23 protein-coding genes, 1 tRNA gene and 3 pseudogenes are annotated in these 24,621 nt (G+C 37.9%); 15 read left to right on the top strand and 12 right to left on the bottom strand.

What is annotated here, in order from left to right; all coding sequences use genetic code 11:
• Positions 1-521 precede the first annotated feature (521 nt).
• The 10 genes and pseudogenes from LZ575_RS04180 to LZ575_RS04140 all read left to right on the top strand — a co-directional run bounded on the left by LZ575_RS04180 (position 522) and on the right by LZ575_RS04140 (position 8,826).
• A complete protein-coding gene (locus LZ575_RS04180; protein ID WP_235329146.1) occupies positions 522-842 on the top strand; it encodes a four-helix bundle copper-binding protein in 321 nt (106 codons plus the stop codon).
• Positions 843-1,063: 221 nt separating this feature from the next.
• On the top strand, positions 1,064-1,387 hold the full coding sequence (locus LZ575_RS04175; RefSeq protein WP_235329144.1) for a four-helix bundle copper-binding protein: 324 nt from the start codon (positions 1,064-1,066) through the stop codon (positions 1,385-1,387).
• A 90-nt stretch (positions 1,388-1,477) separates the two neighbouring features.
• Positions 1,478-2,812, top strand: a complete 1,335-nt coding sequence (locus LZ575_RS04170) for an APC family permease (RefSeq protein WP_235329135.1) — start codon at positions 1,478-1,480, stop codon at positions 2,810-2,812.
• A 47-nt stretch (positions 2,813-2,859) separates the two neighbouring features.
• Positions 2,860-3,027, top strand: a pseudogene (locus LZ575_RS24200) (heavy-metal-associated domain-containing protein); the annotation flags it as partial.
• Between the two features lie 93 nt (positions 3,028-3,120).
• Positions 3,121-6,093 (top strand): annotated as a pseudogene (locus tag LZ575_RS24195) (heavy metal translocating P-type ATPase).
• Positions 6,094-6,472: 379 nt separating this feature from the next.
• Positions 6,473-7,450 carry an ion channel gene (locus tag LZ575_RS04155; protein ID WP_235329131.1) on the top strand — a complete coding sequence of 326 codons (978 nt, stop codon included), beginning with the start codon at positions 6,473-6,475 and terminating at the stop codon, positions 7,448-7,450.
• A gap of 65 nt (positions 7,451-7,515) precedes the next feature.
• Positions 7,516-7,857, top strand: a complete 342-nt coding sequence (locus LZ575_RS22295) for a PQQ-dependent sugar dehydrogenase (RefSeq protein ID WP_255702788.1) — start codon at positions 7,516-7,518, stop codon at positions 7,855-7,857.
• A 74-nt stretch (positions 7,858-7,931) separates the two neighbouring features.
• A complete protein-coding gene (locus tag LZ575_RS22290) occupies positions 7,932-8,345 on the top strand; it encodes a sorbosone dehydrogenase family protein (protein WP_255702786.1) in 414 nt (137 codons plus the stop codon).
• Between the two features lie 29 nt (positions 8,346-8,374).
• Complete coding sequence (locus LZ575_RS04145) at positions 8,375-8,644, top strand: hypothetical protein (protein ID WP_235329129.1); 270 nt, start codon at positions 8,375-8,377, stop codon at positions 8,642-8,644.
• The gene (locus LZ575_RS04140) at positions 8,641-8,826 is read left to right on the top strand and encodes a hypothetical protein (protein ID WP_235329118.1); all 186 of its coding nucleotides are present in this window, start codon (positions 8,641-8,643) and stop codon (positions 8,824-8,826) included. The genes LZ575_RS04145 and LZ575_RS04140 overlap by 4 nt, the downstream gene beginning before the upstream one ends.
• 96 nt (positions 8,827-8,922) lie before the next feature.
• Here LZ575_RS04140 and LZ575_RS22285 read toward each other — a convergent pair whose 3' ends face one another.
• The 6 genes from LZ575_RS22285 to LZ575_RS04115 all read right to left on the bottom strand — a co-directional run bounded on the left by LZ575_RS22285 (position 8,923) and on the right by LZ575_RS04115 (position 12,991).
• Positions 8,923-9,642, bottom strand: a complete 720-nt coding sequence (locus LZ575_RS22285; RefSeq protein WP_255702951.1) for a TonB-dependent receptor — start codon at positions 9,640-9,642, stop codon at positions 8,923-8,925.
• Positions 9,557-10,309: a TonB-dependent receptor domain-containing protein gene (locus LZ575_RS22280; protein ID WP_311195964.1), complete on the bottom strand. Its 753-nt coding sequence runs from the start codon at positions 10,307-10,309 to the stop codon at positions 9,557-9,559. The genes LZ575_RS22285 and LZ575_RS22280 overlap by 86 nt, the downstream gene beginning before the upstream one ends.
• A gap of 165 nt (positions 10,310-10,474) precedes the next feature.
• On the bottom strand, positions 10,475-10,633 hold the full coding sequence (locus tag LZ575_RS23235; RefSeq protein ID WP_311195963.1) for a hypothetical protein: 159 nt from the start codon (positions 10,631-10,633) through the stop codon (positions 10,475-10,477).
• 58 nt (positions 10,634-10,691) lie between these two features.
• Positions 10,692-11,294: a carboxypeptidase regulatory-like domain-containing protein gene (locus LZ575_RS04125; RefSeq protein ID WP_235329109.1), complete on the bottom strand. Its 603-nt coding sequence runs from the start codon at positions 11,292-11,294 to the stop codon at positions 10,692-10,694.
• Positions 11,295-11,492: 198 nt separating this feature from the next.
• Complete coding sequence (locus LZ575_RS04120) at positions 11,493-11,984, bottom strand: DUF305 domain-containing protein (protein WP_235329088.1); 492 nt, start codon at positions 11,982-11,984, stop codon at positions 11,493-11,495.
• Positions 11,985-12,454: 470 nt separating this feature from the next.
• A complete protein-coding gene (locus LZ575_RS04115) occupies positions 12,455-12,991 on the bottom strand; it encodes a DUF3347 domain-containing protein (RefSeq protein WP_235329086.1) in 537 nt (178 codons plus the stop codon).
• A gap of 730 nt (positions 12,992-13,721) precedes the next feature.
• Here LZ575_RS04115 and dinB point away from each other — a divergent pair.
• Together dinB and LZ575_RS04105 are read left to right on the top strand one after the other, a co-directional pair.
• Positions 13,722-14,926, top strand: a pseudogene (dinB, locus tag LZ575_RS04110) (DNA polymerase IV).
• 23 nt (positions 14,927-14,949) lie between these two features.
• Entirely contained in the window at positions 14,950-17,937 is a 2,988-nt protein-coding gene (locus tag LZ575_RS04105) for a DNA polymerase III subunit alpha (protein ID WP_235329077.1), read from the top strand.
• 208 nt (positions 17,938-18,145) lie between these two features.
• Here LZ575_RS04105 and LZ575_RS04100 read toward each other — a convergent pair.
• Positions 18,146-18,219, bottom strand: a tRNA-Met gene (locus tag LZ575_RS04100).
• Between the two features lie 175 nt (positions 18,220-18,394).
• Here LZ575_RS04100 and LZ575_RS04095 point away from each other — a divergent pair.
• Positions 18,395-18,781 (top strand): START-like domain-containing protein, encoded by a 387-nt coding sequence (locus LZ575_RS04095; protein WP_235329066.1) that lies wholly within the window; start codon positions 18,395-18,397, stop codon positions 18,779-18,781.
• Between the two features lie 52 nt (positions 18,782-18,833).
• The gene (locus LZ575_RS04090; RefSeq protein ID WP_235329063.1) at positions 18,834-19,679 is read left to right on the top strand and encodes an aminotransferase class IV; all 846 of its coding nucleotides are present in this window, start codon (positions 18,834-18,836) and stop codon (positions 19,677-19,679) included.
• Here LZ575_RS04090 and LZ575_RS04085 read toward each other — a convergent pair.
• The 5 genes from LZ575_RS04085 to LZ575_RS04065 all read right to left on the bottom strand — a co-directional run bounded on the left by LZ575_RS04085 (position 19,676) and on the right by LZ575_RS04065 (position 24,204).
• On the bottom strand, positions 19,676-20,236 hold the full coding sequence (locus LZ575_RS04085; RefSeq protein WP_235329050.1) for a YqgE/AlgH family protein: 561 nt from the start codon (positions 20,234-20,236) through the stop codon (positions 19,676-19,678). The two genes, LZ575_RS04090 and LZ575_RS04085, sit on opposite strands and share 4 nt — an antisense overlap.
• 121 nt (positions 20,237-20,357) lie before the next feature.
• Positions 20,358-20,630 (bottom strand): HU family DNA-binding protein, encoded by a 273-nt coding sequence (locus LZ575_RS04080; RefSeq protein WP_006990442.1) that lies wholly within the window; start codon positions 20,628-20,630, stop codon positions 20,358-20,360.
• A 183-nt stretch (positions 20,631-20,813) separates the two neighbouring features.
• Positions 20,814-21,761: a methionyl-tRNA formyltransferase gene (gene fmt / locus LZ575_RS04075; RefSeq protein WP_235329047.1), complete on the bottom strand. Its 948-nt coding sequence runs from the start codon at positions 21,759-21,761 to the stop codon at positions 20,814-20,816.
• On the bottom strand, positions 21,758-23,662 hold the full coding sequence (locus LZ575_RS04070; protein WP_235329045.1) for an ATP-dependent DNA helicase RecQ: 1,905 nt from the start codon (positions 23,660-23,662) through the stop codon (positions 21,758-21,760). The genes fmt and LZ575_RS04070 overlap by 4 nt, the downstream gene beginning before the upstream one ends.
• Before the next feature lie 2 nt (positions 23,663-23,664).
• On the bottom strand, positions 23,665-24,204 hold the full coding sequence (locus LZ575_RS04065) for an AAA family ATPase (RefSeq protein WP_235329042.1): 540 nt from the start codon (positions 24,202-24,204) through the stop codon (positions 23,665-23,667).
• Between the two features lie 81 nt (positions 24,205-24,285).
• Between LZ575_RS04065 and LZ575_RS04060 the strand changes: the two genes are divergently transcribed.
• Positions 24,286-24,579, top strand: a complete 294-nt coding sequence (locus LZ575_RS04060) for a DUF493 family protein (RefSeq protein ID WP_235329040.1) — start codon at positions 24,286-24,288, stop codon at positions 24,577-24,579.
• Positions 24,580-24,621 lie beyond the last annotated feature (42 nt).

Here is a 24,621-nt window from a genome sequence, read left to right as displayed (position 1 = left end):
TCTTGAGAGGAAGGGACTTAAGCTATGGCAAATTGCAGTACTTGGAGTCGGGCTTCTTCTGTTGGTTTATCTTCTTCTCTTTTAGAACCTGAGTAGCAGAATTTCTTCAGTAGCTGAATTTAAGCATAGCCTCTTTCATTTCTTCTATTAATGTTGCTAACGAGGTGAAAAAAAACTGCTCTAAAATACAAACTGTTAAGTGCAGGTCCCAAAATCTTCACAGGAATAGGAATTGAATGAGAGGTAAAATCATTACATTCCAGAGAGGCCAATTATTTTTTCACAACCTATAGAAAAGATTTCCTTAAAATATATCTGAACTCCGAAATTTCTAGAATAAAAAAGTCCATATTAACTGGTAATTACCCACTGCAATACTATCCAAACCCTATAAGCAAAACAACATTTAGATCTTAAAAAAATCATAAACCCTTAATACCTAATGTTTTTACCATATTTTTTATATAATTCACTCTTTTGATGTTGTAACTTCGGAATACGTTTAACTAAAACCAAATAAAATGAGAAATCAAGAATTAATTAGTGCTTTGTATAATTGTGCCGCACATTGTTACCATTGTGCAGATGCCTGTTTAGATGAAGAGGATATCAAAATGATGGTAAGATGTATTCGTTTAGACAAAATTTGTGCTACGACTTGTACTGCAACAGCCGAAGCCTTAGCAGTGGATTCGCAAGACATATCAGGTTTAGTAAGGTATTGTCAGGAAATATGTCAAAAATGTGCTGATGAATGTGAAAAGCATAAATCAGATCATTGTAAGCAATGTGCCGAAGCTTGTAGAAAGTGTGCCGAGGCTTGTTCGCAGTATGCTGCTTAATTGAAGCACTGCTGTTAAAAAAGAAAAAGCCCGGAATTCCGGGCTTTGTTGTTTCAGAAGGGAAGCGAGGCACACTTAAAAGATACTGGAAGAAAGGCAGAAAAAAGGTTTGTTCAAAAAATAATATAATACCATTAAAACGTAAAATCATACAACAATTTTAGAAGAAAGTTCGTCTTCTAATCGGTAATTTTAAAGTCAAAAGCAAAAAATCATCCTTTATGAGAAATGCAGAATTGATTAAAATCTTGTATGAGTGCGCAGCAGAATGTAATAAGTGCGCTGGTGCCTGCTTAGATGAACAGGATGTAAAAGTAATGGTGAAAAGTATACGTTTGGATTTTATTTGTGCCACTACGTGTACTGCGACCGCGCAGGCGTTGTCTGTAAATTCAGAGGATGTAAAAGGACTAATATATTTTTGCTGGGAAATTTGTAAAAAATGTGCCAACGAATGTGCGAAACATGAGGTACAACATTGTAATGACTGTGCCGAAGCTTGCAAAAAATGTGCAGAGGCTTGTGGTAAATATGAACCTTGGTAGAAATCATAGACTTTAAAGGTGGTTTACACCACGAAATGTAATAACACTTCTAATTGTACTCACCAAAGCGGGTTTTTGGTAAATTTTGATATGAATAACTATAAAAAAAACAGCCTTTCCCTTACCGGAGCGGTAGCTATGGGAACAGGCGTTATGATTGGTGCCGGGATTTTTGCGCTCCTTGGGCAGGTGGCTGAACTCTCCGGGGAGTATTTCGCGTATGCTTTTATCCTGGGAGGAATTATTTCCGGTTTTAGTGCATACTCTTATATTAAAATGTCCAATGCTTATCCTTCAGCAGGAGGGATAGCTATGTATTTACAAAAAGCTTATGGCAAAGGAACCATCACAGCTGCCGCATCTTTGCTCATGGCCTTTTCTATGGTTATCAATGAAAGTCTTGTTGCAAGAACCTTTGGAAGTTATACCCTACAGCTATTCGACGCTGGGGAAAATAGTTTCTGGGTTCCTGTTTTAGGAGTAGCATTGCTTCTATGCGCTTTTATTGTAAACATCCTTGGAAATAAGGCTATAGGAAAAATTTCCCTCTATATGGCAGCGTTAAAAATAGGAGGTTTAATAATTTTTGCGGCAGGAGCTCTGTGGGCTTCCGGTGTGGATTTAGGTGCGGCTGTTCCTTCTGAAGATGCAGGTGGTAACCAGTTGGTGGATTACATTGCCGCACTGGCACTTTCTATTCTTGCATATAAAGGTTTTACCACCATTACCAATAGCGGGAGTGAAATTGAAAAGCCTCACAAAAACGTGAGTAGGGCCATAGTAATTTCTTTGGCAATCTGTGTGGTGATATATTTTTTAGTAGCTCTGGCTGTAGGATCGAATCTTTCTATTCCTCAAATAATAGAAGCCAAGGATTACTCGCTTGCGGAAGCTGCCAGGCCATTGTTTGGGGATTTCGGGTTGTGGTTTACTGTTGGGATCGCTGTTGTAGCAACAATTTCCGGGGTGATCGCAAGTATTTTTGCAGTCTCCCGAATGACAGGAATGCTGACAGATATGCATTTAATCCCACACAGCCATCTTGGAATGTCTGGAACTATTCAAAGGCATATGCTCGTATATATAGTAGTAATTGCAATTATCTTAACCATATTCTTTGACTTGAGCCGAATTGCTTCTTTGGGTGCTATTTTTTATTTAGTAATGGATATAATCGTGCATGTGGGGGTTTTTCGATATTTAAGAAAGGAAATAGATGCAAAGCCATCTATTTTAGTAACAGCGATCATTCTGGATGCGGTTGTACTTGCAGCCTTCTTAATCGTAAAGGCACGAACGGATGTCTTTATTATTTATATAGCGGTTCCTGCAATTATACTCATCTTTATTGCTGAATTTTTCTTTCTGAAAAAAAGATTAAATGATGAAGATAGTGTGGACCATTCCCATAATGATAATACGTAGCAAAGCTAATTTATAACAACCACATTTTACAGGATTTAAATATAATAATGTTTAATTTTTTTAAGGAAAACGAAATGGCAATGATACACACATATAAAATAACCGGGATGACCTGTAATGGCTGCCGAAGTCATGTAGAAAAAAACTTAAATGAAGTAGAAGGGGTCACAAAGGCCTCTGTAGATCTTGAAAAAGCTGAAGCTACCGTAGAAATGGAGCGCCATATTGAAATTGATAAATTTCAGGAGGCTTTAAAAGGGTCAAATTATAGTATTGCCCCGGGGCCAGAGGAGCCTGGGCGGGAAAAAATGATGAAACATTCTTATATAATATCGGGAATGACCTGCAATGGTTGCCGAAGTACGGTGGAGAAAGCTTTGCAGGGAGTTGAAGGAGTCTCTAAGGTTGAAGTAAACCTTCAGGATGAACAGGCAGTTATTGAGATGAAGCAGCATGTGCCCCTGGTAAGGCTACAACAGGCACTGGAAGAAACGAAAGGAAGCTATTCTATTGCTCTACCTCATGAGGAAGAAGGTGGTTCACACGCAAATATGACGCACACCTATGCTGTTCACGGCATGACCTGCAACGGCTGCCGAAGTCATGTCGAAAAAACCCTGAATGAAGTAGAGGGAGTCACAAAGGCCTCGGTAAATCTCGAAAAAGCTGAAGCTACTGTAGAAATGGAACGCCCTATTGAAATTGATAAATTTCAGGAGGCTTTAAAAGGTTCTAATTACAGTATTTATCAACCTTCAGAAGAGCATAGCGGAGGAAAAAAATGAAGCACGCTTATGCCGTTCATGGAATGACTTGTAGCGGTTGCAGAAATCATGTGGAAAAAGCTTTGAGTGAAGTAGAAGGGGTCATTAATGCATCGGTAAACCTGGAAAAGGAAGAGGCGGTGATAGAGATGGAAAAACATATTCCACTGAAAACTTTTCAGAATAAACTGGAGGCCGATGGAGGAACTTATTCCATCACTATGCCGGGAGAGAAACCTAAAAAACCGTCTAAAAAAAGTACAGAAAAAGCTACGGGAGGATCTGGAACCTTTTATTGTCCCATGCACTGTGAGGGAGAAAAAACCTATAACAAACCCGGTGATTGCCCGGTGTGTGGGATGGATCTCGTTGAAGCACCGTCCTCTCAAAAGATGCCTCAGCGATTTACCTGCCCCATGCATCCTGAAATAGTAGAGGATGAAATGGGTTCCTGCCCTATCTGCGGGATGGATCTTGTTCCTATGGAGGGAGGTGTGGATGAAGAGGACAAGACTTATAAGAAACTGCTGCAGAAGTTCTGGATTGCTACTGCCTTCACTATTCCTATTCTGATAATAGCGATGTCTGAAGAAATATTTTCAGATAATCCACTGTTGGAGGTAATGGATTGGGAGTACTGGAACTGGATTCAATTAGGTCTATCTATTCCTGTTGTTTTTTATGCAACGTGGATGTTTTTTGAACGTGCCTATAGATCTATAAAGACGTGGAACCTAAACATGTTTACGCTAATAGGGATAGGTGCAGGGGTTGCCTGGCTTTTCAGCGTGGCAGCTATGCTGTTTCCGGATGTTCTCCCTGCTCAATTTAAAACAGATCAGGGTACCGTTTTTGTCTATTATGAAGTTGCTACAATCATCCTAACCCTCGTGCTGCTGGGGCAGTTGCTGGAAGCACGAGCTCACGGAAAAACAAATTCAGCCATTAAGGAACTTTTAAAGCTGGCGCCAAACAAAGCTACTCGGATTGTGGATGGGAAGGAGCAAGTGGTTATGATAGACGATATCAACAAAGGAGATCTGCTTCGGGTTAAACCGGGGGAGAAAATCCCTGTAGACGGAAGTATAAAAGAAGGGGAAAGCAATATTGATGAGTCCATGATAACAGGGGAACCTATTCCGGTGGACAAGGAGGTAGGCGATAAAATAAGCTCGGGGACTATAAATGGAAACAAAACCTTCATTATGGTGGCTGAAAAGGTCGGATCAGAAACCCTCCTCTCTCAAATTATTGAAATGGTAAATGCTGCGAGTAGATCCCGGGCACCAATACAAAAACTCGCTGATAGAATTTCAGGTTATTTTGTTCCCGTTGTAGTTGCAGTGTCTGTCCTCACCTTTGTCATCTGGGCAATTTTTGGTCCCGAACTAGGCCTACGTGTATGCGTTGGTAAATGCCATCGCAGTATTAATCATTGCTTGTCCCTGTGCCCTGGGATTGGCTACTCCTATGTCTATTATGGTAGGAGTAGGAAAAGGTGCCCAATCGGGGGTTCTAATAAAAAATGCCGAATCACTGGAAAGGTTTAACAAGGTTGATGTGGTAATAATTGATAAGACAGGAACTGTCACTGAAGGAAAACCTTCAGTAGAAAAAGTAATTTCTGCATCATTAAAATATTCTGAAGAAGAGGTCCTTCAGAAGATAGCTTCGGTTAATAGCAGTAGTGAACATCCTTTGGCAGAGGCTACTATACGTTACGCTGAAGAAAAGGAAATAGAAGTGAAGTCAGTCTCTAATTTTAATTCGGTCACAGGAAAAGGTGTGACCGCTGAACTGGACGGGAAGAAAATATCTTTAGGAAATGATAGACTAATGGAGCAGGAAAACGCTCAAATTTCTGAAGAACTTCGTGAACAGGTAAAAGCAGAACAGCGATTAGGAAAAACCGTTTCTTATGTAGCTGAAGGAAACGGGATTATTGGATTTGTTGTTATATCAGATAGAATTAAAGCTTCAAGTAAGGAGGCTATCAAAGAGCTTCATGATCTGGGGATGGAAGTTTTTATGCTAACCGGGGACAATGAAGATACTGCCAAAGCTGTTAGTGAAACTTTAAACCTGGACGGTTTTAAAGCACAAATGCTTCCGGAGGACAAATTGAAGGAAGTGGAGCGCTTACAGATGGAAGGTAAAAAAGTCGCTATGGCAGGCGACGGAATAAATGATGCTCCTGCTTTAGCTCAGGCTGATATTGGAATAGCGATGGGTACCGGGACAGATGTTGCTATTGAAAGTGCAGGAATTACTCTAGTGAAAGGGGATTTAAAAGGCATTGCCAAGGCTAAAATTTTGAGCCAAAAGGTGATGAAGAATATTAAACAAAATCTTTTTTTCGCGCTGATATACAATACCCTGGGTATTCCAATTGCAGCAGGATTATTGTACCCATTTTTCGGATTATTGTTATCGCCAATGATTGCCGCTTTGGCTATGAGCCTGAGTTCTGTATCAGTGATAGCAAACGCCCTTCGTTTGAGAGCTGTAAAGCTTTAGGTAATTGCACGAGTTTAAGTAATGATAAAGAATAACTGCTATTAAAATTAAAAAAAATGAATAGCAAGAAAATTTCTTCTTTAAATAACCCATTGAAGAATCTCAGTAAGAACTATGAAATCAAAAAGAGAGAGAACAACAAATAGACGAATATGGTTTTTAATTCTCATTTCTTTGGTTATTGTGGAATTGGGGTGGTGGATTGCAGAAGAAGTCTTCTGCGATCCTAAAGTTCACATTAATTCCAGAGGAGCGAAGGAAGTCACACCAAATAATTCTTTTTTTTGTAGGCTCTCAAGATAAATTTTGTCTTTCATCAATTTACTAAATCCAAAGGCAAAACCTTAAGTTTAAAATTAAACTATTATAAACAAATAAAATGGCAGAAACCTTACTTATCCTTGGATTCATTATACTATTATTAGCTATACATGATTTCTTTTACACCACCCTTTCCGCTAGCGGAGGTGGTTTTATTTCTGAAAATGTGGCAATCTTATCCGATAGAATAATTCAGTTTGGTGCCTCGACTTTCGGGAGGAAGGCTTATGATTATCATGGCCTATTTGTTAATCTTATGATACTCTTTGTGTGGCTTCTCCTTATTTGGCTAGGCCTTTTCATGGTTTATTCTTCAAACCCCGAGGCTATAACCAACAGTAGCGGCAGGGCAGCATATAACTGGGAACGGCTCTATTTTACGGGATATACACTTTCCACTCTGGGGATGGGAAATTTTAAGCCTACTTCGCCTTTCTTTGAGCTGGTCACAAGTTGTTTTTCTTTCTTCGGCTTTATTTTTTTCACCAGCTCCATGACTTATTTTCTTTCTGTGTCATCTGCTGTAGTAAAAAAAAGAACCTTGGCAAAAAGCATCTATAATTTAGGTAAGAATCCAAAGGCCATAGCAAAGAAGATACTTGCACTGGATTCTTCTTATAGTTACCAACAAATTCATGACCTGCAGGAGAAGGTGGATCAACATTCAGTAAACCATCAAGCTTATCCGGTTGTTCATTTTTATAGTCGGTCTGAAGGAAAGGACTGTTTTAGTATCAACATCACAAGATTAGATGAGGCCTTGTCAATTTTATTCTATTCCGATAAAGGACAAAATTTACAGGAAGAGCTTGAACTTCTTCGTTCTTCTATATCAAATTTTCTTCAGAATCTTGATAAAAACTTTTCCCGCAGCCTGCCTAAAGTAGAAGGTGCCCACAGCAGTGAAGATTTACCACTAGGATTAACTGCAAGAAATTCACAGGAATTGGTTGAGCGTAGGCGGACTCTGGAGAGCTTACTTAAAAGTGAAGGATTTAGCTGGCGCCAGGTAGTGGAACAAAATCAAATAAACTGAAATATAAATATTCAATAATTGGCTAGTAAATTTACAACAAGCAATATTAATTAAAAAAGGACATTATGAAAATCAGATCATTTTTCTTCTTAACCTGTTTATTTATTTCGCTTTCGACTTTTTCGCAGGAACAAGTGGGCTCAAAATTAATAGCTGAAAACCTGGTTTCACCAGTCGCCTTGGTGGAATCACCGGATGAATCTAAAAGATATTTTATTGTAGATCAGGTGGGGGTGATAAGGATACATACCCCGGAAAGCGGTCTACTTCAAGAGCCATTTCTGGATTTAAGGGATAAAATAGTTCCTCTTAAAGATGCACATGAGGAAAGAGGACTTTTGGGACTTGCTTTTCATCCCAATTACGCCCAAAACGGCAGGTTCTTTGTCTACTACAGCGCCCCCTAGCGGATGAAGCCCCAGATAATTGGGATCACACCAGCCATATTTCGGAATTTCAGGCTTCGGCGAACAATAAGAATTTGGCTAACAAAACTTCTGAGAAGATTATCCTGAAAATCAACCAGCCGCAATACAACCACAACGGGGGTACTTTAGCATTTGGCCCAGATAATTATCTTTACATATCTGTGGGTGATGGCGGCGGTGCCAATGACATAGATCTTGGTCATGTTCCCGACTGGTACGAAGAAAATGGTGGAGGAAACGGTCAGGATGTAGAACAAAACCTTCTTGGTAGTATCCTTCGTATCGATGTTGACAGTGAATCTCGCTATGGTATTCCTGAAGATAACCCTTTTGTTAATCAAGAAGGAATGGACGAAATTTACGCCTATGGATTGCGAAATCCCTCAGGTTTTCCTTCGATCCCGAAGGGGACCATAAACTCATTGCCGGGGATGCTTACCAGGTACTGTGGGAAGAAATCGATGTAATAATTAAAGGTGGTAATTATGGTTGGAATGTGAAGGAAGGCACCCATTGCTTTAATGCTTACAACAATGACAAGACCAGAGAAAATTGTCCACAGCATGATAAGATGGGACAACCATTGATAGATCCAGTTCTTGAATTCAAACAAGGTGGAGTTGACAATGGTGGAAAAGGCCTTGTCGTCATTGGCGGTAACGTCTACAGAGGAAATGAGCTTAAGGAATTAGCTGGTGACTACATCTTTGGTACCTGGACCCAGCACCATGGAAAGCTACTGGAGCAGTTTTTGTTGCAGAAATGAAAGAGACAGGAATGTGGGACTTTCAACAACTGGATGTGAGAAAGAACAATTCGACTGGACTAGGACATTATCTGCTGGGATTCGGCCAAAACAATACGGGTGAAATTTTTGTTTTGACCACTGATGAAGAAGGACCTGTCGGAAATACAGGAAAGGTTTACAAACTGATACCTACCAATTAAAATTAAAAGTTTGGCAATCACCTAAGACAACTAAACCAGGAATAGAAAGGTTCAACTTTGGAAAAGTTGAACCTTTTATTTTTAACAATGCCTAAGCTAGATGTCCAAAGATAAAGTTACTCCCATAGTAGCAGGGTTGCCCAAGTGCACCGCGCCGAAGTTGTAGCCATAACTTATATACTGTTTGTCAAATATGTTCCGCCCCCATATCATTAGTTGTATGTCATTATAGGAAAGACCAAGATTTCCATTGTAAAGGCTGTAAGGTCCCTGTCTAAAGGAATTGGCCAGATCAAAATACTGCTCTCCCAAATACTTCCATTCTGCACGAGCGAAGAACTCCCAGTCCTTACCCAGTCCTAGATGTGATCTGTACTGGAGGGACAGCATGGAAGTCATTTCCGGGGTGTAAATCTGCTTATTACCCTGTAGATTAACTTCACCCCCGTCTTGTGCAACCAGCAAAGATCCATAACTGGCATTGGTCACGCCAAGATCATATTTGGCTTCTAAACCTGGAACCAGTAAGGCTTGCAATTCAACCTCCAAACCTTTTGAAGTAAGTCTTCCGGTATTACGGGTAATAATAACTCCGTCTGGCATCACCAGCGTCGGGACCTGCACGTCCGTCACCTCGGTATAGAAGAGGGTGGCATTCAGAAGCAGTTTATTTTCAAAAAATGCGTTCTTTGCACCTATTTCAAAGTTGTTACTGAATTCAGGTTTAAACTCAATTAAAGGTGGCTGGGAAGGATCTGCACTCAAGGGGGTAAGGCCTCCTGCCCGAAATCCACGGCTGTAAGTAAAAAAGAGCAGATTCTTTTCTGAAAAATTGTAAGTAAGACTTAGCTTTGGGAGAAAATGCTTTAAAGCTGGCCGTGGCACTAGAGTCTGACTGGTATTCAAATAGAGGTTGAGCATCGGTATCTGGTTGATACTCTCCTAACACAGACTGCTTTTTATACTCATGGTCGTACCTGAGTCCGGCTATTACGCCAATTTTTTCGAGCACCTGATAATTTAGCTGCCCAAAAAAGGCAATTCCTTTGTTTGTTCCTTCACTGGTATTAATGAGGGAGTAATTTATTTCTTCGGACCCCAGTAAAGGTGCATCCTCCCCGAAATGAGTCGCCTGTTTTACCGGACTTTCCTGGTAAAACATATAAGTTCCTGCAGTCCATTCCAGATCTCTGCCGGGACCGGAAGGAGAGGAGAACCTGAATTCCTGTGTAGCTACTTTCACATTATTCCAGTCTTTGCCGTAGTTATTGATAATCGAAATGCCGTCTAAAGGGGAAAAATCGGCATCAATAGGGTCTTCGTAATACTGGTAGTTCTTCTGATAGGAAGTTTGAGAACTGAAGTTGATATTCTGTCCTTTATGCTCGATAACAAGAGAGGTGTTGAAAGTATTATCTTTCATAGTAGAGATTTCATTCTGGTTAAGTGTATAAGGATTTTCAAATGCTGCATCTACTCCCATATTCAGAGGAAAGGCACCTTCATTTTCGGCTGAAAAGTGTTTAAAGTTGAGAGTGGCATCCCAGGTGGAATCAAAAAGGTACTGCAGGTAATAATTGCTGGAAATATTTTTTTGATCATCATAGCTTGAATTGGTAAATAAGTTAGTGTAGAATCCTTCTCTTTCCTAATACATGCCAGCAGCCCCAAAGAAAAGCCTATCCCCAACAGGAGTTCGTATTCCCCCCATAAATTGCTTCCGGCCGTAGTTTCCAAAAGTGGCTTCGGCAAATGCCGTAGTCTCTCTCTCCGGTTTTCGGGTAATTATATTTATCACTCCACCCATCGCATTTCTCCCGTAAAGGGTTCCCTGTGGCCCTCGCAGTACTTCTATTCTTTCAACGTCAAAAAGCTGCGTAATAGGTGTCCAGGTTGAATTGATTTACTCCATCAATGTAGACTGCAATTGCGGGGTCATAAGAAGTCGATACAATCCCCCTGATGGATGTTACAGTGCGTCTGTCTCCGGGATCACTTGCATAGAGATTTGGGGAAATTGCTGTGAGATCATTTATGTTCTGGATCCGGCTTTCCTTAACGGCATCATGTGACAGGCTGGTGATACTAAGAGGGATTTCCTGAGCAATCTCTTCTCTTTTTTGTGCCGTTACAGTTACAGCCTCCAGGCGATTCGTTTCCGGCTCTATAATTAGCCGTACTTCGCTTGTGTCGCTATTCAATTGGAAGTGCTTAGAGATTGTTGCAAAGCCAGGTTTTTTGGCTACAATAATATAGTGGCCATTAGGAACTTGTTGAAAGCCGAACTTACCGGAGTTATTTGTTCTGGTGGAAAAGGAAGTATTTAATAGTTCCACCTGCGCATTCTCTAAAGGGACCCCCTCATTATCAACCACGACTCCCTGAATGGCTAATCTTTGATCTGTCTGCCCGTATGAGAATGCCATAAAATACAATAAGGAGAGGGTAAGGGTAAAGAACTGCTTCATCTGGTTTAAATTTTTAAAATTTTACCATAATTTTATTGATGTATATGTTATGAACAAATAGGGGGAAGTAAAAGGACTCAAAATTAAAATGGTGTTTTGAGGAACACTTTTTATTTAACTAAAAGCGGGAAATCCATAGAGGAAATCCCGCTCTAAAAAGTTATTATTTGATAACACTCCTTAAACAGAAAGATTTATCTATTCTTCCTGATTCTCAAGTCTATAAATTATTTTTTTCATTTCTGCAATTTCCCGTTGTTGTGCCTCGATAATTTCCTTTGCAAGTTTTTGAGCTTCGGGGTCCGTAATATGAGCTCTCTTACTGGCTAAAATCGCAACTGAGTGATGCGGTATCATTGCTTTCATCCATAACACGTCATCAACTGGAATTTGTGCCCTTACTAAACCTAAAGCACTAAAAAAAATCAAAATGCTACCTGTGTATATAGCAATATTTTTTTTGCGGTTTTTGTACATTCCCAGCATCATGGATAGCATAATTACGGCCATTGCACAAATCCCTAAAACAGCCATATACAATCTTGTAAGGCTAAACCAAACATGGTCCCAATCATAGGTATGCATATACATAGTTATATACATTGCAATAAATGAAAGAACAAGCATGATTATAAATTTTCTATACATCCCTTTTTTCATTCCGCTGTGTTTTTCTTTTTCTTGATTCATTGTTATTAAATTTACAGTTGGTTACTTTTAAATTCCTTTTTTGCTTTTATGTACTATAGATTTAAGCGATAATAAAAGTTTTTATAATATTTTTGTTAAAAATTCATCATTAGGCCTGAGTTAATTGCACAAGAAATACCCCTATGAAAATAATGGCTACAATGAGGTAAATGATGTAAATCATCCAATTCCTAAATCCACTTTTATTTTTTTCATTTCCACCCTCTGTCTTACAACAGTCTTTCATCTGATGCTTTTTTTACAGTTTATTGTGCCTGTTAAGGGAAGGGGATTTACACTAATTAGATCAAGAACCCCCCTTTCCTTTAAGGACTTTAAGAATGAACTATAAAAGAAATTTCAACTAATTATTATGAGAAAATTAGTTTCTTTTTAAGGCTATTCTTTACTCTGTAAATTTCTTTACAGAATCAGACTTCAGCATTTTATTTCGTAAATTAGGGTTTGTTTTATTTTGAAATTGTTTTTTCAACAGATCCGCAATTAGGCATTTTATCTCCAAAATATGGATTTGAAATTTCTTTCACATCAGCATACCAATAAGCTCCTTTATTATTGAAAGCCATTGGACATAGCTTTTTATAGATGGTACCACTTGAGAGAGCATCTTCAAACAACGTTCCGATTTCTTCGGTGAGTTGGGCAAATAATTCCCTTTGCGCTTCAATATCGTCTGTCTCTGATAATTGTAGGGAAAGGGACTTCAATATAGCCAATTCTTCACTGAAAGTTTCTGCCATACTGTTTGCCGTTTGTTGCACCTGATTTTCATCAGATTCAGTTAATGCCATTTTTATTTCCAGATAATTGTGCCATATTTTACCAATCGATCCATCACTAAATTCCACATCGGCAATATCAGGAGTTTTACTTGCTTCTTTTTTAACTTCTGTCGGCGTGTTTATTTCTACGCTTTGCCTTTCTTTACATCCAATTAACGCTGTAACTGCGAACACTGTAATGACTGTTTTGAAGAGTAATTTCATATTTTTATTTAATTTACAAACATTTATATTGAGGTTTTAGATCTAGACCGAAATTATAGATTTTCACTAGATTGTTGTTTCGAAATTATGGAAAAAACATTCATAATTTGGTGGACTAATTAATTGTGTAGTATTCCTGGATTTAAAAATTAACGATTTTTAGATGTTATAAAGCTGTAGTTAATTTTAACAGGCATATATACCACTTTTTACGCTATTACATCTGGATATTTTCTCCCACCAGTATCACCTGGTACCAAAAAATAACTTGAAGAAAGACAAGAAGAGATTAAAGTATATATTTGATTCTTTATTCAAGGATTATGACACCAGCAAACCAGTTAGAACAAATTAGACAGACAATCAAATTCCTGGAGAGTTTAGAGGAGAGTTCTACTGAGTCATTCAGAATAGTAATAATTACTCTTAAACAAAAGGAAACCGCATTCGAAAAAGGAATGGTGCAACCAAAGCAGTAATTCTACTGAGATTTCCTTAGAGTACCTCAGGTGGAGCTTTTTTATTTCTGGCAAAAACCTGCAACTTCGCATTGAGCTTTGTACGGTAACACATATTCATGTTTTGTGTGAATTTAAGAGAAATCCCATTCGGGGAGAAAGTTCAATATTTAAAAAATTTTCTCTTTTTGATTTTAACGCTCCTTTTGATTTCTCTCTTCAATTAATTTTTACCTTTGGAAATATTCCAAAAATAGGAATATTTCCTAATAATGAAAAAGCGTGCAATTTTACATTTAGATCTGGATACTTTTTTTGTTTCTGTGGAACGTTTGCTCCATCCAGAATTGCAAAATAAGCCTCTTTTAGTAGGCGGATTGGGAGATCGAGGGGTGGTAGCTGCTTGCAGTTATGAAACCCGAAAATTCGGAGTGCATTCGGGAATGGCTATGAGGGTTGCTCGCCACCTTTGTCCACAAGCTACTGTAATAAAAGGTGATTCCGGAATTTATACAAAACATTCTCATATAGTTACAGAGCTAATTAAAAACCGTGTTCCCTCCTTTGAATAGGCAAGTATAGATGAATTTTACGCAGACCTTAGTGGAATGGACAAATTCTTCAGAACCTATAAATTTGCTACTGAGCTTAGGCAAGAAATAATTAAAGAAAGCGGACTTCCAATTTCCTTTGGACTCTCACAGAATAAAGTAGTTTCTAAAATAGCCACAGGGGAAGCGAAGCCTAATAATCAAATAATGATTCGGAGAGGGAATGAAAAATCTTTTCTGGCACCTTTGTCTGTACGGAAGATCCCAATGATTGGCAGTAAAACTTTTCAGAAGGTGTAAGGGATATCAGAATGGTTCAGGAGATGCCTGTGGAGGTGCTCGAAAGTCTTTTTGGCAAAAACGGCAGAAACATCTGGAAGAGAGCGAATGGCATAGATGATTCCCCTATTGTTCCTTTCCACGAGCGGAAATCTATTTCTGCAGAGCGTACTTTTCATAAGGATACAATCAATATGGTACAGCTGCATGCAACTTTCGTAGCGATGGCAGAGAATCTTGCATTCCAGTTAAGGCGTGGTAACAAACTAACCTCTAATGTAAGCGTGAAGATCAGGTATTCAGATTTTCAGACGTACACGAAACAGGCAAAAATCCCTTATACAAGTGCAGATCATATTATAATTCCAAAAATTGTAGAACTATTTAATCAGCTTTATAATCGACGGCTGCTCATTCGATTAATAGGAGTAAAATTCACCGGACTTGTAGGGGGCCACTACCAGATCAATCTTTTTGATGATTCTGAAGATATGCTAAACCTTTATAATGCATTGGATAAAATCCGGGAACGGTTTGGAGACCACAGTATATTCAAGGCAGCTACTCTTGGCGGCACCAGCGTTGGAAGAATGGAAAATCCTTTTAATGGAGAACCCCCAATGCTTCATGCGCATAGGCAACAATAACATACAACTATTTAAAAAAACTTATGTTTTTAAATTGCCACACCTGGTATTCTTTACGCTACGGAACTTTCTCTGTTGATGACCTTTGTAATCTTGCAGAAAAATTTGGGGTGCACAATATTGCGGTAACTGATATCAACAATACTTCAGCCTGTATGAATTTTGTGCAAACTGCATCAGAATACGGAATAAAGCCAATCATCGGCATCGATTTCAGGAATGGGGTACAGCAGCAGTATGTCGGGATCGCAAGGAACAATGAAGGTTTTCGGCAACTGAATGAACATCTTTCGGTTCATCTTCATAAAGGAATACCTTTTTTAAATAAGGCTCCAGAATTACCGGATTGTTATAAAATTTATCCTTTTGAAGAAGTTGTAAAGAATAAATTGAATGCTTTCAGAGCAAATGAATTCATCGGTGTTTCTGTAGAAACTTTACGTAAGCTCAAATTTTCGGAATATCTTAAGCTTCAGGATAAGCTGGTATTGTTGCAAACTGTTTCCTTCAGGAGCAAAAAAGATTACAACGCACACCGCCTATTACGTGCAATAGATAATAATACCCTTTTAAGTAAACTTTCAAAAACTGAAGAAGGTCAATATTCACAGCAAATGTTTTCCCCGGAAATAATTAAAGCTGAATTTGAAGATTACCCCTTTATCCTGGAGAATACGAGACATCTTATTGAAAACTGTAAAATAGAGTTCGGCGTTGGTCAGGATCGTCTCAACCGAAACCTTCAGGTTTATGGAGAAAGCAAAAAGGAGGATGAAGAATTGTTAAAGCAATTGTGCAGAGATAATCTTCTTAAACGCTATCCCAATGCTTCAGAAGTAGTTTTCGAGCGGGTAGAGAAAGAACTGAAAGCGATCATTGGCCTTGGCTTTGTCTCCTACTTCCTAATTAACTATGATATAATACAATATGCCAGGTCAAAAGAATATCCCTATATCGGACGTGGAAGTGGTGCAAATTCTATCGTCGCTTATATCCTTGGTATAACCAATGTAGATCCCATAGAACTCGATCTTTACTTTGAGCGTTTCCTCAACGAGAGCAGAAAATCTCCGCCCGATTTTGATATTGATTTTTCCTGGAAAGATCGACAAGATATTACTGCATATATCTTCAGACGGTATGAAAATACCGCCTTAATGGGAACGTACGTCACTTTCAAATATAGAGCAGTAGTGAGAGAGCTGGGAAAAGTATTCGGCCTCCCAAAGGAAAGCATTGATAAATTATCATCCGGCTATTTCAGTTATAATCAATTAGACCATTTGGAAAAGCTTGTGCTAAAGTATAGTGGATTGATTAAGGGATTTCCAAATTACGTGAGCGTACATTCAGGTGGGATCTTAATCTTGAATGATTCTGTTTACAATTACTCGGGTACATTTATGCCACCCAAAGGTTTCCCGACAGTCCAGATTGATATGAACATTAGTGAAGAAGTAAGGATCCATAAATTTGATATTCTTGCTCAACGAGGGCTTTCAAAAATCACCGATGCTATTGAAATCATAAAGCAGAACCAACCAGATGCGAAAATTGAAGATATTGAGAATGTATCTGTTTTTAAAAATGATCCTGAGATCAACCACCTGCTCAAAACAGGAGATTGTATGGGTGTATTTTATATTGAATCTCCTGCTATGCGAGGGTTATTTCAGAAGCTGCAAACCCAGACCTATCTTGGACTTGTGGCGGCAAGTTCCATCATACGACCGGGGGTTTCAAACGGCGGAATGAAAGAAGAATATATCAAACGCCACAGGGATCCCCAAAGAAGAAAACAGGCGCATCCTATTCTGTACGAAATCTTATCCGAAACCTATGGAGTTATGGTGTACCAGGAGGATGTGCTAAAAGTCGCTCATCATTTTGCAGGATTATCTTTTGAAGAGGCCGATGTTTTGAGGCGGGGAATGAGCGGAAAGAAAACTTCAAAAGGACAAATTGAAAAGATAGAACAAAAATTCAGGCAGAATTGCAGGGACAAAGGTTATGAGGAGAAACTTATAAATGAAGTTTGGGATCAAATAGCCTCCTTCGCAGGATATGCTTTTCCAAAAGGACATTCAGCCTCTTATGCAGTTGAGAGCTATCAAAGTCTATATTTAAAAAAATACTTCCCGCTGGAATTTATGGTAGCAGCACTGAACAATGGAGGCGGGTTTTATGATGTAGAAACTTATATTCAAGAAATAAGAAGGTGCGGTGGAACTGTTCATGCACCGTGTATCAATAACAGTGATCATCCAAATGTGATCTACGGAAAGGATATCTATTTAGGGCTTGGTTATGTCAAAGAACTTGAAACAAAGGTGGTACAGCGAATCATTGAGAATAGACAATTTTTTGGAGATTTTAGGTCATTAGATAATTTTATAGATCGGGTGGATATTTCAATTGAACAACTAAGCATACTCTTAAAAATAAACGCCTTCAGATTTACAGGTTTAGATAAGCATCACCTGTCATGGAAAGCACATTTCAAGTTGAAAAACAGTAAAACAAAATCAGATCAGCCTGTACTGTTCAGAACTGCTCACAAAGATTTTGATCTTCCCGAATTCCATTTTGATAGATTAGTTGAAGCTTATGACCAAATGGAACTATTGGGTTTTCCTCTTTGCAGTCATTTCGACCTCCTTAAAAACACCTTGAAACCTACCCTAAAAGTCAAAGATTTCAAAAACTACATTGGGCAGGATGTATACATTTATGGGAACTTGATCACAGCCAAGCGCGTTCCCACAGCTAATAATAAGTACATGTACTTTGGAACATTCTTCGATGAAGAAAATGAAATCTTTGATACTGTTTCTTTTCCCACAGTTGCGGAAAAATACCCGTTCCGAAGCAAAGGTATTTTTTTGTGTTATGGTACAATCGTTAATGAGCTGGATTATATTTCATTAAATCTGAAATGGATTTCCAGACAGGAAACGGTGGGAGACCCGAGGATGGTGAATGACTATAAATTAGTGAAAAATAATCCATAAATCATTAAAGTGCCAAAGCCGACAATTCAAAACAGGGAATATTATTTTCTAATTTTTATGGTCTTTTTTGGAAATAAAATCTGCCTACAAAAAGAATTAAAAAAAGGCAATTTAAATTCTAACCCTGAAAATATATAATTCTGTACTTATTCTGTACTAAATAGAAAAGACAAAGGCTTACAGTTTCCTGAAAGCCTTTGTCTGCTTGTAGCGAGAACGAGATTTGAACTCGTGACCTCCGGGTTATGAATCCGACGCTCTAACCAACTGAGCTACCTCGCCATTCTTTTTAAGACTATCAAAAAAAGCTGAAATATTAAGTAAGCTTCCCTGTTAGCGGGTGCAAATATAAAAACTATTTGAATTGAGGCAAACAATATTTTCTGAATTATTTATTTTGATTTCTTTTTATGTTAATAATTAATATTTATATTGCCCAAAATCTAACGAATAAAGCATGGAAGATAAAGTTAAGTACGAAATGGAATTCCCAATACAGGCCTCTCCATCGTTATTATATCAATATATTTCAACCCCCTCAGGCTTAAGCGAATGGTATGCAGATAATGTTAATTCCCGTGGGGAATTATTCACCTTTATTTGGGATGGTTCAGAAGAAAAAGCAAAATTGCTAAGTAAAAAGAACGGGGAAAGGATCAAATTTCGTTGGTTGGCAGATGAAGAGACTACCTACTTCTTTGAAATACGTATCCAGGTGGATGAAATTACAAAAGATGTTTCGGTCATGGTTACCGATTTTGCTGAAGAAGACGAAGTAAATGAGGGTAAAATGCTGTGGGAAAACATGATCTCCGACCTTAAACAGGTTCTTGGTTCGGTATAAAAATCCTTTATTATATAGTACCTTTGCCCCGTCAACAAAACGGGGCTTTTTTATGATCAATTTTAATGGTGCAGCCGTAGCAGAGGAAGATGTAAAATTACCTGTTGCCAACAGGGGTCTATTTTACGGTGATTCAGTTTTTGAAACGATAAGGGTGATTAACGGAAAAATTATTTTTTGGGAAGATCATTATTTCAGGTTAATGGCATCAATGAGAATAATGAGGATGGAAATTCCTTCAACTTTTTCTCCTGAATTTCTCGAATTAGAAATTTTAAATATCCTGAAGGAAAATAATTTAATTACAAAACCTGCCCGGGTACGTTTTACTGTACTACGCAAGGAAGGTGGCTTATATACTCCGGCATCCCGTGACATTGATTATTTAATTCATACTTCAGAACTGGAGGATCCTTTCTATCTCCTTAATGAGGAGCCGTATGAAGTTGAGCTTTTTAAAGATCACTATATCACCAGCGGCTTATTATCTACCATTAAAACGAATAATCGGGCGGTAAATGTATTAGGTAGTATCTTTGCAAAAGAAAATGCTTACAGCAATTGTTTTCTCTTAAATGAGCGCAAATCTATAGTAGAAGCTCTTAACGGAAACGTCTTCCTGGTATGCGACAGTAAGATCAAAACTCCATCCCTGGCCGAAGGAGTGTTAAATGGAATTGTAAGAAAACAACTTCTTTCCATAATTAAAACCATGCCCGATTTGGAAATAGAAGAAACCTCTATTTCCCCTTTTGAACTTCAAAAGGCAGATGAAATTTTTGTTACCAACATAATTGTAGGAATTCAACCTGTTACTAAATACAGGAAGAAGGAATTTGCAAATACGGTTTCTAAAGACTTACTTTCTAAACTAAATGTAAAGGCGAGATTAGGTTAGTTGTAACTTGGATTTTCGGGAGCGTTTGACCAGAGCATATAATTTCCTCCCAACTCCATCATTTTATCTTTCCAGAAGGATCTATATGGCCTTTCAATTATATCCTTAGCATCGTGATGCGTTGTTATGATCCAGGAATTGGAATCGAGTTCTTCTTTTAGTTGAGTAGCATCCCAGCCTGAATACCCTAGAAAGAATCGGATTTGCTTTTCAGAAATTAGCCCTTTAAGTATTAATTCTTTTACGGCATCAAAATTACCACCCCAGTAAATACCGTTGGCTATTTCTATACTCTCAGGAATTAAATCTGGCACTTTATGTATGAAGTAAAGATTATCCTGCTCTACAGGACCTCCGTTGTAAATTTTGAAACTTTTATTTAGTTCAGGGATTAATTCTTTGAGGGTAAAGTCAAGAACCTTATTCAAAATAAATCCTATGGAACCACTTTGAGAATGTTCTGCCAGTAAAACTACTGAACGGTTAAAAGAAGCATCTCCAAAAATAGAAGGCTCGGCTACTAAGAGGAGACCTTTGGCTGGTTGTAATGCTATCATAATGATGTCTTTTATTAAATCTAAAGATTTATTTAGCAAATTCAAATAAATTATAAAAAATTTATAATAAAAAAACCCTCCAATGGGAGGGTTAATAAGTTTTATCCTAATAATGAGGTTATTAGTTTACAGCTTTCTGTAAATCTGCTCCGGCTTTAAATTTTACTACATTTTTAGCAGCAATTTTTATTGTCTTTCCGGTTTGTGGATTTCTTCCTTCACGAGCTGCTCTCTTCGATACAGACCATGAACCAAATCCTACTAAAGATACACGATCTCCTTTTTTAAGGGATTTTTCTACGTTTTCAAGAAAAGATTCCAGTGCTTTTTTTGCCGCTGCTTTTGAAATCCCAGCGTTCTCAGCCATTGCATCGATTAAATCCGTTTTGTTCATAATTTAAATTTTAAAGATTGTTGGTTAAACATTGTGTTAATTTGCTTTACAAATTTATGTGGATTTCTCAGCCGTGCAAGTAATATCAAGGGAAATGACAGTTTTTGTTAATAACTCAAGTAAATTGTTAATAACTCTACTTGATTATTTCCAAAATCTTATAGAATCAACAGGGATAAGGGTTTAGAGAAATTTAGCTGATTTTTGAAAAGAGTAACCGTTAAGAAGATCTTTTGCCTTCATTCTCTTCTTTCCCGGTAATTGTAAATCTGTAATTTCAAAAAAACCGCCAGATGTTGCTACTTTTATTTTTCCTGATATTTGAATGATGGTCCCTGCCTCTATTTCATGAAATTCCTCTATTGGTAAACCATCAAAAATTTTTACCTGTAGCCTGTTTTCTTCTTCCAATAAAAAGGACCAGGCCCCGGGAAATGGATTCAAACCTCTAATAAAATTATATACTTCTAAAGGGGACATTTTCCAGTTTACTTCAGTATTCTCTTTGGTTAATTTTGGAGCTTCTTTTATTAGATCGAATTCCCGCTGTTTTTGAGTTTTTACGGTTTTACCTCTTATTTGTTCCAGGGTTTTAATTACAACCTTACTCCCCGTATGCATAAGTTTATCGTGGAGAGAACCAGCACTTTCCCGGGGTTCTATGGGAACGCTGAGCTGTAGGATCACATCTCCTGTATCAATTTTTTCATCCAAAAAAAACGTGGTTACTCCAGTAGTTTCTTCTCCACTTATAATTGCCCAATTTATTGGGGCGGCACCACGATACTGAGGCAGGAGGGAAGCGTGAAGGTTAAACGTCCCGTACTCAGGAAATTGCCAAACTACTTTCGGCAGCATTCTAAAAGCCACAACTACCTGCACATTAGGATTTAAATCTTGAAGTTCCTTTAAAAATTCTTCAGACTTAAGATTGGTAGGCTGCAAAATTTTGAGCCCGGCAGATGAGGCATACTTTTTAACTGCACTTTCGTGGACCTTTCTTCCCCTGTAAGCAGGTTTATCAGGTGCGGTTATCACTCCTATCACGTTAAATCCTTCTTTTAGTATCCCGTCCAGAATAGTTACAGCAAATTCCGGAGTACCCATAAAGACGATTCTTAGATCTCTCATAAATGTTTTAGTTTATAATTGTTGTTGCTGGTTAGTACAATTATTTCTTTTTCAAGAAGCAATTGTAAAACTTTTAAAATTCCCGCTTCGGGATATGGAATAGCAGCGACCAATTCCCGGGAATTTTTTTCCTTCTCCTCCAGCTGTTCAATAATTTCTTTATAAATCTGCTTTACTTTTTCTTTTCCTGTTATGTTCTCCGGTGGTTTGCAGACTGAGCAGATGCCACACTTAGACGGCGAGGTTTCTCCAAAATATTTTAATAATTGTTGGCTTCGGCAGTCTTTATCATTTGCTACATAAGCCAGTATAGCTTCTATTTTATCAATTTTACTCTTTGCCTGATTTCTAATATAAGTTGAAAAAGGATAAATAGCGGCTTCATCTTCCCGCGGAACAAGAAACGTTATAGATGCATCGTTTTGCTGATAATCAAAATCAACGATTTTATCATTATGTAATTTTTGAAGTGCAGCAATAAGAGTATTTTCCTGTTCCCCTGTTTTTTTAGAAATTGAACTAAGATTTAAAGTAAGCTTATTTTCAAAAATACCCCCGTATATTCTCAAGATAGACTTTACTATATTGTCATATTTAGGGTTTTCATCCAGGTACCGGAATAGCTCCGGGTTGGAAATCACAAATTGTAAATTAGTCGCTTTCCTAAATTGTTGAGATAACTGGATTATACTCAATCGGTCTAATAACTGTAGTGTGTTATAGGCTCTTTCTGTATGTAATTGGTAGTGGCTGCAAAAGTCAGCAAAATTAAAGTCAAAATTTTCCTCCTGTCCTTCTCCGTATGCAATTCGAAAATATGAGTTAAGTCTTTTATAGACAAGAATAGTAAATTCAAGATCTGGAAGAGTTTTTACAAATTGATTTTTTAACAAGGGCAAATCACTTCTATTAGTAATAATAGTTGCACTTGTAAGTTCGCTATCTCTTCCTGCTCTTCCTGCTTCCTGAAAATAACTTTCAATACTTTCGGGTAAATTCAAATGAACCACATGTCTAACGTTAGACTTATCTATGCCCATTCCAAAAGCATTTGTAGCCACCATTATTTTAACATCATCCTTAAGCCACGCCGCCAGTTTAGACGATTTCTCCCTGGCGCTAAGACCTCCATGAAAAGCGGCAACAGTGTAACCGTACTGCTGTAATTCCAGGGAAAGTTCCATAGTAGCTTTTCTGGTTCTAACATATATTATAGCTGTTTCCAGAGGGTCATTGAGAATTTGTCTTAGCCTGTAAATTTTATCTTCTGCGTGAACTACCTTGTAAGCAATATTTTTACGTTCCAAAGAACTTTTAAAAATCAAAGAATTTCGTAGAACTAACTGTTCCTGTATGTCTTCCACAACTGCTTTTGTTGCTGAAGCAGTCAAAGCCATAAAAGGTACATCGGGCTTTAACTCCCGTAAAACCGAAATATTAAGATAGGCTGGTCTAAAATCATGACCCCATTGAGAAATACAATGAGCTTCATCAATTGCAATTAAACTAATATTCATCTGTTTAATTCGGTGCTGTACAATATCCTGATTTAAACGCTCCGGAGAGAGGTAAAGAAATTTGTAGTTTCCATAAATGCAGTTATCCAGAAGTATATCAAGCTCGTGATACGAGATTCCTCCCGGTATGGCTAATGCTTTTATTTCTTTTTGCTGAAGAGCTTTTACCTGGTCTTCCATAAGGGCTACTAGTGGAGAAATTACAAGGCAAATGCCCTCTATGACCAGTGCCGGAATTTGAAAACAAATAGATTTGCCTCCGCCTGTAGGTAGTAAGGCAATTAAATCCCGTTTATTAACTGCAGCTGAAATTATCTCCTCCTGTAAAGGACGAAAATTATTATGCCCCCAGTATTTTTTTAATATAGTTCCCGCTTCCTTCACGTTTAAGCATGAAGTTTATTTAATATAAAATTGCTACGATTTTCTATAGCGCCAAAAGGGACTTCAATAGGAGAGTAGCCATAGGTAATATATGCCTTTTTTAAGAAGTTATGAATAAGCTTGGCTTGTTCAAAAGTTTCATACCTCTCATTATCGGTTTGGTAAATTTCTTTCCAGGGTGGTAGCAGGAATATATCATCATATCTGGATTCCTTACAGGCGACAGTAAATTTTTCCGGATAATCAGTATTAAAATAATCCATGTAAGCCACAATATCCGGGAGCCCTCTATCAAAAAAAATAACAGGCTCTTGAGCCAGGAGCGCTTGCTGATATTGGTTTTTTCTCGCCTCGAGCAATTTCTCACTAAATAAAATTGGTTTCTCGAGGAACAATTGTGATATACCTTCTTTCTGAGCTGTAGCTGTAATTTCTCGTGAAACTTCGTGAAGGCAGGGATAGCCATGCTGCTCCAAATGTTTAACGATAGAAGATTTTCCTGTACCGGGTCCATCAGTAATAACTATTTTCCTATTCTGCACACGCGAATTTCGGAATTTGTAATTGATTAAAAAAATGGTCTATAACTTGTATATTTGCAATTAAATGAAAGCTGAAAAAATATGGAGCCCGCGAGAAATCCTGAAGAATTTTATAAAAAATTAAAATCGCAATTACAGGATACGGCCATGTGGCCAACCGAATATCTTTATAAATTTATTGTACCTACTGAAAGAGAGAAGATCCTGCAGATTCAAAATATATTTGACAACATGGGAGCAGTTATTCACACACGAAAATCCAAGAAAGGTACCTACACAAGTGTATCGGTTAACGTGAGAATGAAGAATCCTGATGCTGTTATAGCTAAATACAAGAAGGTAGGGGAGGAAGTTGAAGGTGTTATTTCCCTGTAACCCAAGCTCCATTCACAATTGTTGCAGTAAATATAATTTTCA

Source organism: Antarcticibacterium sp. 1MA-6-2, assembly GCF_021535135.1.
Taxonomy (GTDB): Bacteria; Bacteroidota; Bacteroidia; order Flavobacteriales; family Flavobacteriaceae; genus Gillisia.
Note: the sequence above shows the minus strand (reverse complement) of the source record. Positions and strands in the feature narration are given on the sequence as shown.

Excerpts from the sequence above, each read along its gene's own strand:
- LZ575_RS04180 (WP_235329146.1), top strand. The coding sequence starts at position 522 with ATGAGAAATCAAGAATTAATTAGTGCTTTGTATAATTGTGCCGCACAT.
- LZ575_RS04175 (WP_235329144.1), top strand. The coding sequence starts at position 1,064 with ATGAGAAATGCAGAATTGATTAAAATCTTGTATGAGTGCGCAGCAGAA.
- LZ575_RS04170 (WP_235329135.1), top strand. The coding sequence starts at position 1,478 with ATGAATAACTATAAAAAAAACAGCCTTTCCCTTACCGGAGCGGTAGCT.
- LZ575_RS04155 (WP_235329131.1), top strand. The coding sequence starts at position 6,473 with ATGGCAGAAACCTTACTTATCCTTGGATTCATTATACTATTATTAGCT.
- LZ575_RS22295 (WP_255702788.1), top strand. The coding sequence starts at position 7,516 with ATGAAAATCAGATCATTTTTCTTCTTAACCTGTTTATTTATTTCGCTT.
- LZ575_RS04140 (WP_235329118.1), top strand. The coding sequence starts at position 8,641 with ATGAAAGAGACAGGAATGTGGGACTTTCAACAACTGGATGTGAGAAAG.
- LZ575_RS22280 (WP_311195964.1), bottom strand. The coding sequence starts at position 10,309 with ATGGGAGTAGATGCAGCATTTGAAAATCCTTATACACTTAACCAGAAT.
- LZ575_RS23235 (WP_311195963.1), bottom strand. The coding sequence starts at position 10,633 with ATGGGTGGAGTGATAAATATAATTACCCGAAAACCGGAGAGAGAGACT.
- LZ575_RS04125 (WP_235329109.1), bottom strand. The coding sequence starts at position 11,294 with ATGAAGCAGTTCTTTACCCTTACCCTCTCCTTATTGTATTTTATGGCA.
- LZ575_RS04120 (WP_235329088.1), bottom strand. The coding sequence starts at position 11,984 with ATGAATCAAGAAAAAGAAAAACACAGCGGAATGAAAAAAGGGATGTAT.
- LZ575_RS04115 (WP_235329086.1), bottom strand. The coding sequence starts at position 12,991 with ATGAAATTACTCTTCAAAACAGTCATTACAGTGTTCGCAGTTACAGCG.
- LZ575_RS04105 (WP_235329077.1), top strand. The coding sequence starts at position 14,950 with ATGTTTTTAAATTGCCACACCTGGTATTCTTTACGCTACGGAACTTTC.
- LZ575_RS04095 (WP_235329066.1), top strand. The coding sequence starts at position 18,395 with ATGGAAGATAAAGTTAAGTACGAAATGGAATTCCCAATACAGGCCTCT.
- LZ575_RS04090 (WP_235329063.1), top strand. The coding sequence starts at position 18,834 with ATGATCAATTTTAATGGTGCAGCCGTAGCAGAGGAAGATGTAAAATTA.
- LZ575_RS04085 (WP_235329050.1), bottom strand. The coding sequence starts at position 20,236 with ATGATAGCATTACAACCAGCCAAAGGTCTCCTCTTAGTAGCCGAGCCT.
- LZ575_RS04080 (WP_006990442.1), bottom strand. The coding sequence starts at position 20,630 with ATGAACAAAACGGATTTAATCGATGCAATGGCTGAGAACGCTGGGATT.
- fmt (WP_235329047.1), bottom strand. The coding sequence starts at position 21,761 with ATGAGAGATCTAAGAATCGTCTTTATGGGTACTCCGGAATTTGCTGTA.
- LZ575_RS04060 (WP_235329040.1), top strand. The coding sequence starts at position 24,286 with ATGGAGCCCGCGAGAAATCCTGAAGAATTTTATAAAAAATTAAAATCG.